The following is a 17,570-nucleotide window of genomic DNA, read 5'->3' as shown; positions in this document are numbered from 1 at the left end:
TCATTCCTGTAAACGGGCTTGCTTACTCCTCACAAACTTCTTGCCAACCTCACTTTTACCAATAAAACTGACCAAAAAGTCAATAAAGTTTAAGAAGCACGATTACATCCATTTTATTATTATGCATATGGTGCATTATTTTCAAAAATCATCACCGATATCCCATTGACCGGGCCCGGTACGATACGCAGTCTAAATAGTGTAACCGCCAAGGAGTATGACATGTTTAACGACAACTGGATTCATGAACTAGCCAAACTAGATGAGCGCGGTGAAGCATGCATCATGGTAACAGTACTGGCAGATAAAGGATCTGTCCCTCGTGATGCAGGCACTAAAATGCTCGTTACCCGTAATAATATCGTAGCAACCATTGGCGGTGGGCACCTTGAACACAAAGCGGTAAAAATGGCACGTGAGATGCTGTTAATCGGAGATAGACACACCAAAATCGAACACTTTAACCTAGGTGCCCAACTCGGCCAATGCTGTGGTGGCATAGCGACACTGAGTTTCGAGTCCATCGGCCAACAGCAAAACCACTTGGTGCTATTCGGCGCTGGTCATGTAGCCAAAGCCCTGCTCCACATTGTGGCAACACTTCCCTTCCGCGTGACATGGGTTGACGAGCGGGAAGATGAATTCCCTGCAGAACTGCCAACTAGTGTAAAAAAACTGATCTCCGATGATCCTGTTGCCGAGGTCAAAGATATGCCCGCCAACAGTTACTATCTGGTCATGACCCATAGCCACCAGCTGGATTTTGATCTCGCTAAGGCCATTCTCAGCAGAAATGATACCGCCTACTTCGGCATGATTGGATCGTTGACCAAGAGGAAAAAATTCGATTACCGATTAACTGAGCGAGGCTACAGTCAAGAGACGATCGAACGAATGGTCTGTCCTATCGGTATCAATGCCGTCAAAGGAAAGCATCCGGCAGAAATTGCCGTCTCGGTTGCCGGTGAGTTGATCGCTCATTATCAGGGTGAACCGCTGGAACAAAAACGCACGACTAAATCGACGGCAACGGAGCCGGAGACTCAGGCGAACAATAATGACGCCTAAGCGATAAAGAAATAACACAATGGCTACGAAACAGCAGCTGACAAGAAAATAGCCATTTAACCTAAGTGACTACGTCGCTGCCAGCCACCAATTAAAGAGCCTGTTTCATAAACAGGCACTTTAATTGTCTTATTCCTGAGCCCCTACTTTGCTTTAATCACGCAATAATCGTAATGATAACAATTACGATTATTGCGTAATTCCCCCTATTCAGCCGACTTATTCTAAATAAATGCCATTTCCGCAATCAACCTCCCCTAAATAAAAACCAACGCCTATGATTAAATCTGGCAAAAACAATATTTATATGTGCCACTTATGGAGGAAGTATTATGCAAGGCAAGACCCAAGTACTCAGCTACTTGAACCAGGTACTTACCATAGAACTAACATCAATTAACCAGTATTTTCTGCATGCGAGAATGTTCAAAAACTGGGGATTTGATGAACTAAATGAAAAAGAATACAAAAAATCAATCAAAGATATGAAGCAAGCTGATGATCTGATCGAGCGTATTCTATTTCTTGAAGGTTTACCCAACCTACAACATTTAGAGAAACTACGTATCGGAGAAGAAGCCGAAGAAATGCTCCAATGTGATTTGGTACTTGAGATGGAGCAGCTTACGCTGCTGCGGGAAGCAATTGCATTCTGTGAAACCGAAGCTGATTTTGTCAGCCGCGAGTTGCTAGAAGATATCCTGGCCTATGAAGAAGAATATGTCGATTGGATTGAAACCCAGCAGGAACTGATACGAAACATTGGCATTGAAAATTATCTGCAATCTCAAATGTAGGGAATAGGTGACGCATATGAAAGGTAATACCAAGATTATCGGTACGCTTAATTCATTATTGGCTGGTGAGCTCACCGCAATGGACCAATATTTTATCCATTCTCGCATGTATCAGGACTGGGGACTGGAGAAATTATATGAGCGAATTGATCACGAGTTCGACGATGAGAAAGGTCATGCATCTAGTCTAATCGAACGAATTTTGTTTCTCGAAGGCACACCGGATATAACCAAGCGAGAAGATCTGCAAATCGGTAAGGATGTTCCTGAAATGCTCGCAAATGATCTTCAGTTAGAATATTCGGTCGATAAGGCTCTCAAAGCAGCAATCAAGGTATGTGAAGAGGAACAAGATTACCAGTCTCGTGAAATTCTCGAAGTCATGCTGGCAGACACCGAAGAGGATCATGCTTATTGGCTTGAAAAGCAACTGGGGCTGATAAAAAAAATAGGTTTGCAAAACTACTTACAGTCTCAGATGGGTTAAAGTTAATATTCATTCGACCAAAACAATCCGGGGGAGGACTCCCCCGGTTATAGTTATCAAAACCGACATCAGCAAATAATGAGCTGAACTGAATAAACTACATTCCACTCTATTGAACCTTGAATTGTCCCACGATCCCCTGCAATGTTACCGACAGATTGGCAAGATCCTTACTAGATTCAACCGTATTCTCAGCATCAACAGCGCTCTGCTGAGATATCTTGTTAACACTGACTACATTTTGGTTGATTTGTTCAGTCGTTACACTTTGCTCTTCAGAAGCATTAGCGCTCTGGGTGTTCATATCATTGATTTTGGAAATAACCTCAGAAATAGCATTGAAAGCATCACCTGACTTACCGGCTTCTACCACACTACTTTTCACAAAGCCGCTACTCTTTTCCATACTTGCAACTACTTCGTGAGTTCCCTGCTGCAAACACTCAATCAGTTCCTGAATCTCAGTAGTAGAATCTTGAGTTCGTTTGGCCAGGCCACGCACCTCATCGGCAACAACCGCGAACCCACGCCCTTGCTCTCCAGCACGAGCTGCCTCAATGGCTGCATTTAAAGCCAGTAGGTTTGTCTGGTCAGCAATGCCCCTAATCACATCGAGGATACCACCAATATTATCGGCCTCTTGGGCCAATCCACCCAGTCTTGTTGAAGTATGATTGATCTCACCTTCGAGATTGCTAATACTTTCAATTGTGCCCTGAACAACCTGAATACCCATTTGCGCCTCACTATGAGCCTCATTGGCAAATTGAGCAGCCTGAACAGCATTTTGAGCAACTTCTTGTACCGAAATTGACATCTGGTTCATAGCAACAGCCACCTGATCGGTCATATGCTGCTGCTCCTGGGCTCCCTGGCTTGTATTTAATGTTATTGAGGTCAAGTGGTCAGAAGCACTACCTAGGCGCTCACTGGCATTAGCCATGTTACCTATAATCCCTTTCAGACTATCTGCGGTGGTCTGTAACGCGGTTAACAAGGTGCCTACTTCATTGCTCTCACCCTGTTGAAGTTGAATAGTCAAATCTCCATGGGCCAACTGTTTAGCCGCATCAACAGCCTGCCTAATTGGCTTTGTAATACTGTTAGAAATCACTATACCAATCCCAAAAGAAGCAATAACAGCAGTCAATCCGCCAACCATAATCACCATAATGGCCAAAGATGAGGCATTTTCAGACGCGACTTCTCGCTGTTGCATCAAGTCTTTTTCAATACCTACGATGGTAGCAACTTTTTCACGCAAGCCATCCATATAGGTTTTTCCACGTTTTTGGGCTAATTCCAGATAGAGATCATCAACCGTCTTGAATTTGCTTGCCTTACGAACAAGACCGATGGCCTTCTCACCATAACTATTAACCCATTCATTCACACTTCTATCTAACTCAGTTCCCTGTATTGAAGGTAACAGCTTTGCTAGATTCTGCAGGCCAGCATTATAAGGTTCTAAAAAAACCTCTTCCTTATTAAGCATAAATCCGCGTAACCCAGTTTCCATATTAATCATGGCCGTAAGAACATCATCTCCTACATAGCCGAAGTCACCAGAGGCAATCTCTTTACGTAACCCATCCATTTTCTGCTTTCCGATACCGGATGAAATCAGTGCATTGAGCTCACGGTTGGATCGCTCTCCATCGCGGATATTTTTTCTCAAGGTAATAATACTTTCGGCATAGTTTTGCCAGTCGGTCGCATCTTTTGCAACATCATCAAACCGCTTCTGCTGGGCAGGGTTGTCGCTTGTAAGTGATTTAACTATCTTCAAGTGTTGCTGAAACGTATCTTTACCTGCAATATAAGGTTCTAAATAATCATCTTGCCCCGCAATTGCAAAGCCTCTTAATCCTGTTTCCTGATCAACCATCGAGTTAACTAGGCCAGTAGAATTATCAATAACTTTATATGTGTGCTCTACCATTATAGATGTCGAGCCCATAGTTTTAATTGAGCTCCAAACGACATAAAAAAGTACAACGAGAATGAATATCGTTATACAGTTACCAAGCATTAGCTTATTTCGTATAGAAATATTTGATATATTCATATTATCACCTAAACTCTATCATTCAAGTTAACCAAAATAAACAACAAGCTTGGTTAATGAGTCGACTAACTATATAAACAGGCTTTCTTCTATCTAACTTAAGATATACTATTTAACCCTAACATCCTAAATATTAACAACTATGACAAATTCATAATTCATAATTCATAATTCATCCCTATAGTATTTCTGCACTCCACAACTTCATTTAAAATACCATTTACCGAAAAAACCACACACTTTCTAGTATGGCAAAAATTATTTAAATTACAATTTTAAATAACCAAATCAACAATCAATCAAAATCAATTAATAACTATTCGAACAGTATTGTTATCAAGCATGATTATTTAATTAGAAAATCACAGCACACTTCACTCTCATTAACACTATATCCCCAAAACACCAGCGAATATAAAAATCGTAATTATTCTAGCACTCTTCTATATGTTGTTCATAAACCAACCCACACATAGGGATATCTAAACTAATACTAACAAATCTATCACCCTGTCAGACCACCTGAATCTAACAGTGCAATAATTAACAATATCCATCGAAAGCAGGTTAAAAACCCACACTTTAGACAAATACAACATTTAATAAGAAATGAACTATAAGATATTCTTTATGCATTAATTAGAATAAATAATGAATAGATCTTAATTTTTGCGACATAACGCCAATGTTCGAAATTAGCAGTAATGTTAATATCCCCCCGCAATTACAGTTTCTTACAAAGATTCGCATTCATTACCCATTAATAAAGAGATGTTGTTATGTGGAATAGACTTAATAAGTCAATGATGGTTTGCCAAATGATGTTCGGCCTATCATTTTACGGCGTGATGGTAATTTTGACCCGATTCTTCCTGGATGATCTCGGGTATAGTGAAGCTAATACCATGATGGTCGTCGGTGCCTTTTCTTCTATTGGGCCTTTATTTGCTATTGCCGGCGGATTTATCGCTGATAAATTCCTAGGAGCATACCGCTCTCTGACTATCAGTTTCGGCGGTTTTGCAACGGGTTATACCTTACTGGTACTGGGTGCCTCAGCATCAAACGTTCAAATGAGTCTTGTCGGTATTGCACTGGCCAGCTATGCCCGTGGCCTAATGTCTCCTTCCTACCCAAGCTTATATAAACGTACCTTTGCAACCGAAGAAGATTTTGAAAATTGCTATCCGGTAAACTATTCGGTAAACAACATTGGCTCCTTCCTGGGTCAATACCTGTTCCCAATGGTTGTACTGGCTATCGGCTTCAACGGCAGCTTTATGCTATCAGCGATTATAGCCTTCATTGCATTTGCCACTCTGGTTGTTTCTCACAAACCTTTGGTCAGTGTCGGTGCCGAGATTGACCGGCAGCCAGTCAGCCCTAAAAACTGGGCAGCCTTTATCGGTATCTCTCTATGTATGATAGGCTTGGTATTCTTCATGTTCTCCAACATGGATATCGGTAAGAACATTGTTTATGTCATCGGCGCGGCGGCAATCGGCTACTTCGTCTCTTTGATGCTCAAAGCAGAGAAAGCTGATGCACTAAAGATGGGCACCATCCTTATCATGACAGTGCTAACAACCGCCTTCTTCGTCTACTACGGCCAGATAATGACCTCCATGACCATGGTAACCATCAACACAATGCGTGGTGACCTGTTCGGATTCATTCCATTTGCACCAGAGGCATCAATGGCGATGAACCCTCTATGGTGTATCGTTGGCGGCCCGCTAATCGCAATGACTTTCTCTTCACTTGAGAAACGCAACATCAACTTTTCAACAGCAACAAAAGTTGGCTTTGCGTTCATCCTGACAGCCATTGCATTCGGTATCTTGACCGCTGCCGTAATGGGCGTTGGCCCTGATGCTGTGATCCGCCCAGAAATCTTCCTGGCTGTCCACTTATTCCAGGCACTGGCTGAAGTTATCGTAGGTAGTATGGTTGTTGCCTTTATCCTGTCTGTCGCACCGAAGCACATTGAGAACTTCTCTGTTAGCCTGTTCTCTGTCGCTATCGCGCTAAGTGGTATTGTCGGTGCCGTATTCTCGACGTCGATAGCCCTTGAAAAAGGGCAGGAAATCACTCAGGAAATTATCCAGTCTGTATACGGTGGCTACTTCAGCACGTTAACCATTCTGGCAGCTGTTATGGTAGTGGTTGCGCTTATGGCATCTCGCATCATCCGCATCATGCTTAAGAGCAGCGAAGCGGCAAGCGAAGAGTTAGCACCGGTACAGGCTGAAAGCTAAGCTCACAAACTAAGTTTCAAATATAATATTAGTCAATTACCCCCAAAGGCTTCCACATGGAAGCCTTTGGGGGCTGTAATAACAACATGGGTAACACCAATACTGATTTAATATATTTATACGACTAATAAATAATTGATGACGTAAACTAACAAGCACTAAATACTTATTTAAATAAGCAAACAATTATTCTCACTATAAGAGGTTGTTAAACTTATAGTCGCTTTTAAAGTCGCTTATTCCCTTGCATAAACCACCCAAAGCACCCGCACATTTAGGAAAGCCAAACTAATATCAAGCAAACTGCCACCTCATCAGACCACTTACAAATAACGGCATAATTAATGCTTATCACCCGCCTAAACAAACTAAAAGTCGACACTTAAGCAAGTTCAAAAAACTTAACACAAAACAATCATAAGAAATACTGCGCAAATCCATTAGAATAAATAATGAATATCTATTAGCTTTTGAGACATAACACCAATGTTTGATATTATGAGTAATGTTAATATCCTTCCCGCAATTACAATTTCTTACAAACATTCCTTTCATTATCCATAAACAAAGAGATTTAGTTATGTGGAATAGACTTAATAAGTCAATGATGGTTTGCCAAATGATGTTTGGCCTATCATTTTACGGCGTGATGATAATTTTGACCCGATTCTTCCTGGAAGATCTCGGTTATAGTGAAGCTGATACAATGATGGTAGTAGGTGCCTTTTCTTCTATTGGGCCTTTATTTGCTATTGCCGGCGGATTTATCGCCGATAGGTTCTTGGGAGCATATCGCTCGCTGACAATCAGCTACGGTGGCTTTGCAACGGGTTATACCCTGCTGGTTCTGGGTGCCTCTGCATCAAATGTTCCTATGAGCCTTGTGGGTATTGCACTAGCCAGTTATTCCCGCGGCCTAATGTCTCCTTCTTACCCAAGCTTATACAAACGTACCTTTGCAACAGAAGAAGACTTCGAGAATGGCTATCCAGTTAACTACTCAGTTAACAATATCGGTGCCTTCTTTGGTCAATACCTGTTCCCGATGTTTGTTCTGGCCATTGGCTTTAACGGCAGCTTTGCCCTGTCAGCATCTATGGCATTCATCGCATTTGTCATTCTGGTGGTTTCTCACAAACCTTTGGTCAGCGTCGGTGCCGAAATTGACCAACAGCCTGTAAGCGCGAAGAACCGAGCTGCTTTTGTCGGTATCTCTCTTTGTATGATTGGCCTGGTATTTTTCATGTTCTCGAACATGGATATCGGTAAGAACATTGTCTATGTCATCGGCGCAGCTGCAATCGGCTACTTTATCTCGTTGATGATTAAGGCCAAGAAGGCCGATGCACTGAAGATGGGAACTATTCTTATCATGACAGTGCTAACAACCGCCTTCTTCGTTTACTACGGCCAAATGATGACATCCATGACCATGGTAACCATCAACACAATGCGTGGTGACCTATTTGGACTCATTCCAATTGCACCAGAAGCATCAATGGCGATGAACCCACTGTGGTGTATTGTTGGCGGACCACTAATTGCGATGACCTTCTCTTCTCTTGAGAAGCGAAAAATTAACTTCTCTACAGCAACTAAAGTAGGCTTTTCATTCATCCTAACCGCCATTGCATTCGGCATTCTTACCGTTTCCGTTATGAGCATTGGGCCTGAAGTGGTTATTCGCCCAGAAGTATTCCTGGCTATCCACTTCTTCCTGGCTCTGGCTGAAGTCATTGTAGGCAGTATGGTAGTTGCCTTCATCCTGTCTGTCGCACCGAAGCACATTGAGAATTTCTCTGTCAGTCTGTTCTCTGTCGCTATCGCGCTAAGTGGTATTGTCGGTGCCGTATTCTCGACGTCGATTGCCCTTGAGAAAGGCCAGGAAATCACCCAGGAAATTGTTCAGTCTGTATACGGTGGCTACTTTAGCACGCTAACAATTCTGGCCGTTGTCATGGTAGTTGTTGCACTGATGGCTTCTCGCATCATCCGCATCATGCTTAAGAGCAGCGAAGCCGCACAACAAGAAATGGAAACGGCACCAACTGAGAGCTAATCAGGCTAAACCTAATTGGTTGTGACAATCGTTCTAACTAGGCCTCCGAATAGAGGCCTTTTTATTTTCAACTTGCAATGACATTATCCCTAAGTAATAAAGCGATTAGGCAGGCAAGTTAACAACATCCTTTGTAAAATCTACAACCTAAGACGATTATTGGGCCAAATAAGTCTAAGCTTGATTATAGCTGTATCATCGAAATTTATCGGGCGGCAAGAATGGCTTTCGGGCTAAGAGCGATAGGTAATTCCAAGTGGTGGTGGCCTGCCAGAGTAATACTCGCCGGGGGACTATTAGTACTGCCTCCTCTGGGTGGAGCATATTGGGCTGGAAAGCCGCTGGCCCCGTACCTGAACTTGTTACCCTCGACACTCTATGTGGAACAACCTCCCTTTTCATGGCCGATATTCCTCTTCCTAAGCATATTAATATTAGTATGCACTTTACCCTTTATATATCGGTTTTATTGTGTGCCAAAGCTACCTGAAAATACGACCACACCCCATTTCACCTATCCCTGGTGGGGTTGGCTGGGGTTAGCACTACTTGGTGTAAGCTGGGTGCTTGCTTTGGCAAACAATGATGCGCCGGAGGGATTACAGCGATATACCTTCACGCCACTCTGGCTTGGGTACATATTGGTCATCAACGCCTTGAGCATAAAACGCAGCGGAAGTTGCCTAATGCTAAAGCGGCCAAAAATGTTTCTGCTGCTGTTTCTCGTCAGCTCTGCATTCTGGTGGTTTTTCGAATACCTCAATCACTTTGTACATAACTGGTATTACTTAGGGCCTCCCATTACACCATTTGCCCGCGTACTAACCGCTAGCCTGGCTTTTTCAACGGTGCTTCCTGCAGTACTAAGTACCGTCTACTGGATTGCAACTTTCAAGCAGTTACATCATGCCTACACCGGCTATTGGACGTTTAGGGTTCCATACCCAAGAAGGCTGGCACTGCTGGCGCTAATCACTTCTACCCTCTCGCTGTTTGCACTGGGAGCATGGCCTGATTCTTCTTATCCCTTAGTCTGGGTATCACCATTAATTGTCTTGGTATCATTACAGGCTCTGACCGGTCAGAAAACTATCTTCTCAGTACTACAAAACGGTGACTGGCGTCCGTTCTGTCTTCCGGCAATGGCCGGGCTGCAATGTGGCTTTTTTTGGGAGCTATGGAACTATGGTTGTATGACTCCCTGGAAATACAATATTCCCTTCGTCGATCGTTTCCACCTTTTTGAGATGCCTTTGCTTGGCTACGCAGGTTACTTACCATTTGGACTAGAGTGTACTCTGATTGCTTCTTTTTTGGGCCTTAGGGTACACACCTCACCGAGTACCCAATAAATAAAACTGCTGTCTAGGAGGATACTTATTCAGCCGTCGCCAATGTCGACACAACCTTGAGTGACAGTGTCAGAGAAAAAGTCGCTACAGGTTCATTCCCATCACGCGCAGGACAGGTGACGGTTACAGAGACTGGTTCATTCACTCTTGTTCCAGTTTGATGACTCTTCTCAAGCATTTCGCGGATCATTTTCCCCTGGTAACAACTAAAAATCACATCATCTTCAGGTCTTCGCAAAAATTCACCTTGTACAGATTTAAAGGCAAGAGATACGTCTAGCCCCGAGTTATTCGCCATATCCATTGCCAGCAATCCAGCAGCAACATCTGCACCAATAGCCAGAGCCCCGAAATACATACTCTCAAGGTGATTTTTGGTCTTGTCATTAAGAGGGATCTTCAACGAGAGATGATCATCGCTGATCTCCATGATCTCAGGAGTACAATAATCAATTAGCTTAACCTTATGTTTGCCAAACTGTTTCAGCATCTTGTTTGCTTGAGCGACTCTGCTTTCCATTGCCTTCTCTCTTTAATTACCGACTCATTAGACCAGTTAAGTCTGTGAAATACGAAAAGTCAAACTCACGTTTGAAAAATGTAACAAAACGGCAGACACTAAGCACAATAAACTGGTAGCCTGTGTGGATATTGCTAACTACCTCAATAGCAGTAGGCAATAGCACTTAACCCAATCTATCTATTAACAAGCAATGTGATAAAGACCCTCTCCCCTGAAAAGGTTGAGATGGCTAAGGATTACTATGAATGGAAACCATCTGGCTTAAAAACCCTTTAGCAATGTACACCGGAAACGATGAAGATGCCCGAGGAGGTATAGTCATCCAAGGTGACAAGGTTATTGAGTTGATCAGCTTGGGGCACGAACCTTCCCACAAAATCGACACCGTTATCGATGCCAGCCAACATGTTGTTACCCCTGGGCTAGTCAATGCCCATCATCACTTTTACCAGACACTGACACGCGCCTACCCCGATGCGCTTAACAAAGAGTTATTCCACTGGCTTAAAACTCTCTACCCGGTCTGGGCAGGGCTTGACGAAGAAATGATGAGCCTGGCAACAGAAGTCGCACTGGTTGAGATGATGATGTCCGGCTGCACCACTGCTTCTGATCATCACTACCTAATACCAACCGGCCTTGAACATGCCATCGACCTTCAGGTTGAAGTCGCCAATAAGCTGGCCGTTAGAGCCATTTTCACCCGCGGTTCAATGAGCCTTGGGGAAGATGAGGGCGGCTTGCCACCGCGCCATACGATTCAGACCGAACAAACCATCATTGATGATAGCCTGCGGCTAATCCGCAATTACCACCAGCGCGGTGATGGTGCCATGATCCAGCTGGCACTCGCTCCATGCTCGCCTTTCTCTGTCACCACAGAACTGATGAAAGAAACGGCACGCATTGCCAAAACCGAAAATGTCATGGTTCACACCCATTTATGCGAAACCATCGACGAAGAGGACTTCTGTCTTGAGCGTTTTGGCCTCCGTCCGGTCGACTATCTCGAAGATGTCGGCTGGCTGAACCACCGCACCTGGCTGGCACATGGCATTCATTTCAATGAAGAGGAAATCGCCCGCCTCGGCAAGGCCAATGTCGGCATTTGTCACTGTCCGTCCTCGAACATGATGTTGGCTTCCGGTATATGCCGTAACAAAGAGCTAGAAGCGGCAGGTGTCAATGTTGGCTTGGGGGTAGACGGCTCGGCATCGAATGATGGTTCGAACCTGATCAATGAAGTTCGCATGGCGTTGTATATTCAGCGACTTCGCTATGGCTCGGCCAATGTCAGCCATTTTGATGCCTTACGCTGGGCCACCTCTGGCTCGGCCAAGGCAATGGGACGAGATGATTTCGGCACTTTGGAAGTAGGGAAGCAGGCTGATATTGCCATGTTCAAATTGGATGATATTCGTTTTTCCGGTTCCCACGACCCGCTTGCCGCATTGATTCTGTGCGGAGCCTACCAGGCTGATCGGGTGATGGTTGCCGGGCAGTGGCGAGTACATGATGGACATGTACTCGGTGTCGACCTCGAGCAACTATTGTCTAAGCACCGTAATGCGGCCAAGCGACTCGCCCGGAAAGCTCAAGCACTGATGTAACTCTTGTGTAGCAATACTCTTGACCAAAAAACCAAGCCAGCCACACCAATGGCTGGCTTGCGACTAGTACTGAAACTGGGACTGGGACTGGGACTGGGACTGGCGAAAAATACCTACTTCAACTGGTCTATCTGACAACCGTTAATTACCAAGCGCGTCAGAAATTCTGCAGCATCCGCAAAGTCTTGATCATCAAGCTGCTGTTTGTCCATCACCTTGCAGATCTGCCAACTGAAATCGGCATAGGTTTGCGTTGCAGCCCAAATCGTAAACATCAAATGATGCGGAGATACGCGTGCCATCGCACCGCGCTCAATCCAACGTTCAAATTTAGCAATGATCATCTCAGACTGACAATGAAGCTTATTGGCAATATCTTCCGGCAGATACTTGGCACCAGTCATCATCTCATTGGCAAACGCCTTAGAGGCATAAGGGTGATCTCGGGATATTCTCAGCTTGGTCTTGATGTATTCACTGAGAGCTTCACTTGGTTCATCAAGCAGCTCAATCGGTTTTGACGCCTCAAGCAACGGAAGCGTAACGCTCTCGAGGACGGCTCGGTACAAGTTGTCCTTGGCTTTGAAATAATAATAGATATTGGGCTTGGGTACATCGGCGGCCTTGGCAATATCAGCCATCTTGGTTGCCGCGTAGCCTTGCTCAGCAAAAAGCTGGCAAGCAACCTGTATTATCAGCTCTTGATTCTTTTCTCTTATTCGTGACATTGACAGCCCTGCCTACCCGATAAATTCAAATACCTAACTTGGTCAATAACAACACTGGACCATTATTTAATGTGCCAGCACATTGTTATATTTGGTTTTTCTATAGTAATGGATCTCTGATAACGGCGAAAGCTCTCCCTTGCCGTGATTAACATCACAAAATTGTTGACCGCAGGGTCAAGTATTGATTAAATAGTCCGCAATTTGAACCCTATCACCTTTTTAACGAGTAACTTGCCTATGACAATGACAGCCAGCCACACTGCGCACCTCAAGATGTTTGCCTTCACAGCACTGATCAGCCTCTCGTTCCCGATTGGCAGCCATATCACCGCGCAGTTGAACCCTCTGGTTGTTACCTGGATACGCTACCTGCTTGCCAGCCTGCTATTTGTGGGACTATTAATTGGGCAAAAACAGTTTCGCATACCAACAGCCAAAGATTTTGCCCGCTACACCTTGATCTGTCTGCCGGCACTGACCTACTTCGTCACGATGTTTATCGCGCTGCAGGATACCAGCGCCCTTGATACCAGTGCGCTATATACAACGGTCCCGCTTATGAGCGCCGTTTTGGCCGCCGTTATATTCAGACGTCGTGCTCCTTTAACCGTTATTGTTGCTCTGCTGGGGGGAATGATAGGAGCTGGATTGATCATCTTCCGTGGTGATCTGTCGGCGGCGGGCTCTATTGCTCTGACTAGCTCAAATAAAATCTACCTGCTTGGCTGTTTGGCGATGGCGCTGAACCCAATAGTAGTGAGGAAATTCTATCGTGGTGAGTCAATCACCCATATGACCTGTTGGACACTGGTATGTGCCACGGGACTGCTCACTCTGGGAGCAGCTCCGCAGCTTACCACGACAAACTGGTCTGTAATTTCAACTGACATCTGGCTCGGTATTGGATATCTGGCGATCTTTGCAACTGCATTGAGCTTCTTTTTATTCCAGCAAGGCAGCGTCTCCTTGGCACCTGAACAGGTATCTGCCTACACCTACCTGATCCCGGTAATGGTGCTACTGGTAGACCGTGCTCTCGGCCATATCGAACCTTGGTCGCATGTCGGTTTTGGTGTGGTTATCGTGATGCTTTCAATGCTGGTAATGATTGGCGGTACATCACTGATCTCGGCTTTGCGCCGCCACAAAATACCAAGCTAACCAATAACCCTGCAGCCTTACCCCGGAGGCCAGTGCATATTGCGCCCTCCGAGCAGATGCAAATGAATATGATATACTGCTTGTCCTCCCTGACGGTTACAGTTCCACACCAATCGGTAACCGTCGTCAGCCAATGACAAATCCTTAGCCAGCTGGGTTGCCGTCAGGATCATATGGCTAATTAGATCACTGTTTTCTTTCCCCAGTTCGTTGATAGTAGCGATGTGCTGATGCGGTACGAGTAAAATATGCGTCGGGGCCTGGGGAGCATTATCATGGAAAGCGACAATCTGATCATCATCATAAATCAACGTCGCCGGAATCGCTTTGCTCGCAATTTTACAGAAAATACAATCCATTAGAATCCTCACTCAGTGTTGTAGGCTTCAACTATAGTTAAAAGCGTTATATGTAACCCTGAAAGTAAAGCATAACGGCTTACCCCCTTTTCACAGGAAAAGCCATTTGCTGGAAGGAGCTGCTAGCTATGACCACGGCTTTTATCACCCATGGAGATTACTTAAAGCATGTAATGGGCCCGGATCACCCCGAGTGCCCGGAGCGGCTGGGAGCCATAACACAGTATTTGGCATCAACCGAGTTGGGTGACCGAATAAAATGGCTGGCAGCCCAAGCCGCCTCCGACGAGATGTTGGAAAAAGTCCATCCTGTCGAATATATTCGCTGGCTCGACAGCCTCCAGCCAGAGACTGGTCTGGTATACGCCGATCCCGATACGGCACTCAACCCGTTCACCATGCATGCAGCCCGCTTGGCTGCCGGGGCAGTAACCATGGCAACGGACATGGTGCTCGATAGCAAGATCACCAATGCCTTCTGTGCCGTACGGCCGCCCGGGCACCATGCTGAAAAAAGCACAGCCATGGGGTTTTGTTTTTTCAATAATATTGCGGTCGGAATCGAACATGCGCTAAGTCGTACCGAGATAGAAAGAGTCGCTGTTCTCGATTTTGACGTCCACCACTGCAACGGCACTATAGATAGCTTCAAAGATCGCCCGGAGGTATTGGTATGCTCAACCTTTCAGCACCCTTTTTATCCTCTGAGATACTATGATATTCAACGTCCCAACATTATTAACTCACCTCTGACCGCCGGAACCAAAGGCAGCGAGTTTCGCCTCGCCGTCGAACGCGACTGGCTGCCGGCACTGCACCGTCACCAACCCCAAATGATCTTTGTGTCGGCAGGTTTCGATGCCCACAAAGAGGATCCGCTAGGACAGCTTCTGCTTGATGAAAGTGACTACCGCTGGGTCACCGGCCTCATCACGGATGCAGCCGCATGCTTTGCTAATAATAGAGTTGTGTCTGTACTGGAGGGAGGGTATGACCTACTTGCACTGGCACACAGTGTCCATGCCCATATCGATGTATTAGCCAGTAAATAAAAAGACAAGCAAGTAAAAAGGCCAACAACATCGCTTTCATGCATGCTGCTGGCCTTTAGGTAACGTTAACTGCTGCTCGGCAAAAAATCAGTCAAATAAGTGACAGGCAACGAGATGCTCTCCGCCTTGCTCACCCGTATTGTGAGCAACTGGTCGTTCTTCCTTGCACCGACTCATCGCATGGGGGCAACGAGTCCTAAAAGTACATCCGCTTGGTGGCGCCAATGGTGAAGGTACATCCCCCTGCAACTTCATTGACTCTTTGCTGGCAGTCGGATCCGGGATCGGAATGGCCGACAGCAATGCCTGGGTATATGGGTGCTTGGGATTGCGATAGAGCACTTCCGCCGGCGCTTTTTCGACAATCCTCCCCAGATACATGACACCGACCTCGTCGCAGATATGCTGAACCACACCAAGATCATGAGCAATAAACAAGAAGGAAATCCCCTTCTTCTCCTGCAGATCCGCGATCAAATTGAGTACCTGAGCCTGCACCGATACGTCCAGAGCTGAAACGGGCTCATCGGCAACAATGAACTTTGGCTCAAGTACCAACGCCCGTGCAATACCGATCCGCTGTCGCTGACCACCTGAAAACTCATGGGGATAGCGGTTTAGCACTTGTGGACGAAGACCAACAATTGCCATCACTTCGGCAATTTTGGCTTCTCGTTCATCTTCCGTACCGATTTTATGGGTATCCAGAGGTTCGCGCAGGATCTCATGAATCGTCATTCTCGGGTTCAGCGAAGCATAGGGATCTTGAAAAATGATCTGAATATCTCGCCGCATCGCCTTGAGGTCACGACCTCTCAGCTGAGAGATATTCACCCCCTCCAATTTCACTTCACCAGAAGTCGGCTCATGCAATCGCAATACGCAACGGCCCAAGGTTGACTTACCGCAACCTGACTCACCGACTAAGCCAAGTGTTTTTCCTCGTTCAATGGTAAAGCTGACATCATCTACTGCTTTACAGGTTGCCGGTGTCCCAAAAAAGCGACTGCCTGCCGAAAAGTGTTTCTTGAGGCCGTTAACCTCTAACAATACTTCACTCATTGAACATCTCCATTCGGGCTAAAACAGGCGACCCGGTGTATTTCACATCCACTGAGTTCAGGGACCACTTCATGACAGCGGCTATGGACCTTGTCGCAACGATCGGCAAAACGGCAACCGTTCGGCAAATGCAGCAGATCAGGAACAACCCCTTTGATGGTCGGCAAACGGGGAACTTTTTTATCCCGCACAACCGGGATCGATTCCAACAGCCCTTTGGTATAAGGATGCTTCGGGTTGGCGAAAATGGCTTCTACCGGCCCTTCCTCGATAATTTGACCGCAGTACATCACGACTACCCGCTGGCATGACTCAGCCACGACACCCAAATCATGGGTAACCAGGATCACAGCCATATTCAGCTCTTTTTGCAACCGAACCATTTCGTCCATTACCTGAGCCTGAATGGTGACATCCAGTGCAGTCGTCGGCTCATCAGCCAACAGCAGATCAGGGCCACATGACAGTGCCATGGCAATCATAACCCGCTGGCGCATACCACCAGAAAGTTCATGAGGATACTGATCAATCCTTTGTTTAGGAGAAGGGATTCCGACAGTATCAAGCATCTCGATCGCTCGAGCACGTGCCTGCTTTTTGCTGACATCGTTGTGGAGCCGAATCACATCAACCATCTGGGTCGAGATCCTCAGCACCGGGTTTAACGCCGTCATCGGTTCCTGGAAGATCATCGAAATTTCGTTACCACGAACTTTGCGATATTCTTTCTCGTTCAGGCCCACCAACTCACGGCCTTTGAAAATAATGCTACCATCAACAATCTTACCCGGAGGTGATGGCACCAAGCCCATAATAGACAACGAGCTGACGGATTTACCACAGCCGGACTCGCCGACTATAGCTACCGTTTCACCCGGCATCACCTTAAAGTTCACTCCGTTAATCGCGCGAACCGTGCCTTTGTCGGTCTTGAATTCAACCGTAAGATTCTCCACCGATAACAGTGGGGTTTGCTCAGACAT

Annotated in this window: 15 protein-coding genes; 9 read left to right on the top strand and 6 right to left on the bottom strand. The window is 45.6% G+C overall.

The annotated features are described in order from the left end of the window. The first annotated feature begins 222 nt into the window (after positions 1-222). From xdhC to bfr (EDI28_RS13080), 3 genes are all read left to right on the top strand, one after another. The gene (gene xdhC / locus EDI28_RS13090; protein ID WP_128784320.1) at positions 223-1,068 is read left to right on the top strand and encodes a xanthine dehydrogenase accessory protein XdhC; all 846 of its coding nucleotides are present in this window, start codon (positions 223-225) and stop codon (positions 1,066-1,068) included. Between the two features lie 332 nt (positions 1,069-1,400). Further along, positions 1,401-1,865: a bacterioferritin gene (gene bfr, locus EDI28_RS13085; RefSeq protein WP_128784319.1), complete on the top strand. Its 465-nt coding sequence runs from the start codon at positions 1,401-1,403 to the stop codon at positions 1,863-1,865. 16 nt (positions 1,866-1,881) lie between these two features. Next, the gene (gene bfr, locus EDI28_RS13080) at positions 1,882-2,352 is read left to right on the top strand and encodes a bacterioferritin (RefSeq protein WP_128784318.1); all 471 of its coding nucleotides are present in this window, start codon (positions 1,882-1,884) and stop codon (positions 2,350-2,352) included. A gap of 109 nt (positions 2,353-2,461) precedes the next feature. Here the strand turns inward: bfr (EDI28_RS13080) and EDI28_RS13075 are convergent, their stop codons facing one another. After that, complete coding sequence (locus tag EDI28_RS13075) at positions 2,462-4,420, bottom strand: CHASE3 domain-containing protein (protein WP_128784317.1); 1,959 nt, start codon at positions 4,418-4,420, stop codon at positions 2,462-2,464. A 779-nt stretch (positions 4,421-5,199) separates the two neighbouring features. Between EDI28_RS13075 and EDI28_RS13070 the strand changes: the two genes are divergently transcribed. The 3 genes from EDI28_RS13070 (at position 5,200) to EDI28_RS13060 (ending at position 10,089) form a co-directional block, all read left to right on the top strand. Then, positions 5,200-6,678 (top strand): peptide MFS transporter, encoded by a 1,479-nt coding sequence (locus EDI28_RS13070; RefSeq protein ID WP_128784316.1) that lies wholly within the window; start codon positions 5,200-5,202, stop codon positions 6,676-6,678. A 580-nt stretch (positions 6,679-7,258) separates the two neighbouring features. Beyond that, the gene (locus EDI28_RS13065) at positions 7,259-8,737 is read left to right on the top strand and encodes a peptide MFS transporter (protein WP_128784315.1); all 1,479 of its coding nucleotides are present in this window, start codon (positions 7,259-7,261) and stop codon (positions 8,735-8,737) included. Between the two features lie 473 nt (positions 8,738-9,210). Next, on the top strand, positions 9,211-10,089 hold the full coding sequence (locus EDI28_RS13060; protein WP_128784314.1) for a hypothetical protein: 879 nt from the start codon (positions 9,211-9,213) through the stop codon (positions 10,087-10,089). 25 nt (positions 10,090-10,114) lie between these two features. Here the strand turns inward: EDI28_RS13060 and EDI28_RS13055 are convergent, their stop codons facing one another. Further along, the gene (locus EDI28_RS13055) at positions 10,115-10,609 is read right to left on the bottom strand and encodes a PaaI family thioesterase (RefSeq protein WP_128784313.1); all 495 of its coding nucleotides are present in this window, start codon (positions 10,607-10,609) and stop codon (positions 10,115-10,117) included. A gap of 248 nt (positions 10,610-10,857) precedes the next feature. Between EDI28_RS13055 and EDI28_RS13050 the strand changes: the two genes are divergently transcribed. Beyond that, complete coding sequence (locus tag EDI28_RS13050) at positions 10,858-12,222, top strand: 8-oxoguanine deaminase (protein WP_128784312.1); 1,365 nt, start codon at positions 10,858-10,860, stop codon at positions 12,220-12,222. 113 nt (positions 12,223-12,335) lie between these two features. Here EDI28_RS13050 and EDI28_RS13045 read toward each other — a convergent pair whose 3' ends face one another. Continuing rightward, positions 12,336-12,950: a TetR/AcrR family transcriptional regulator gene (locus tag EDI28_RS13045; protein WP_128784311.1), complete on the bottom strand. Its 615-nt coding sequence runs from the start codon at positions 12,948-12,950 to the stop codon at positions 12,336-12,338. Between the two features lie 240 nt (positions 12,951-13,190). Between EDI28_RS13045 and EDI28_RS13040 the strand changes: the two genes are divergently transcribed. Then, on the top strand, positions 13,191-14,114 hold the full coding sequence (locus EDI28_RS13040) for a DMT family transporter (protein ID WP_233353363.1): 924 nt from the start codon (positions 13,191-13,193) through the stop codon (positions 14,112-14,114). A 17-nt stretch (positions 14,115-14,131) separates the two neighbouring features. Here the strand turns inward: EDI28_RS13040 and EDI28_RS13035 are convergent, their stop codons facing one another. Next, positions 14,132-14,473, bottom strand: coding sequence for a histidine triad nucleotide-binding protein (locus EDI28_RS13035; RefSeq protein WP_128784310.1), 342 nt, complete (start codon positions 14,471-14,473; stop codon positions 14,132-14,134). A gap of 128 nt (positions 14,474-14,601) precedes the next feature. On the opposite strand from EDI28_RS13035, the gene EDI28_RS13030 reads away from it, so the two are divergent. Beyond that, positions 14,602-15,525, top strand: coding sequence for a histone deacetylase family protein (locus EDI28_RS13030; RefSeq protein WP_128784309.1), 924 nt, complete (start codon positions 14,602-14,604; stop codon positions 15,523-15,525). Between the two features lie 87 nt (positions 15,526-15,612). Here the strand turns inward: EDI28_RS13030 and EDI28_RS13025 are convergent, their stop codons facing one another. Continuing rightward, entirely contained in the window at positions 15,613-16,587 is a 975-nt protein-coding gene (locus EDI28_RS13025) for an ABC transporter ATP-binding protein (RefSeq protein WP_128784308.1), read from the bottom strand. Further along, positions 16,584-17,570, bottom strand: a complete 987-nt coding sequence (locus EDI28_RS13020) for an ABC transporter ATP-binding protein (RefSeq protein ID WP_128784307.1) — start codon at positions 17,568-17,570, stop codon at positions 16,584-16,586. Before EDI28_RS13020 ends, EDI28_RS13025 begins: the two co-directional genes overlap by 4 nt.

The organism is Photobacterium chitinilyticum (genome assembly GCF_004104355.1).
Taxonomy (GTDB): Bacteria; Pseudomonadota; Gammaproteobacteria; order Enterobacterales; family Vibrionaceae; genus Photobacterium; species Photobacterium chitinilyticum.
Note: the sequence above shows the minus strand (reverse complement) of the source record. Positions and strands in the feature narration are given on the sequence as shown.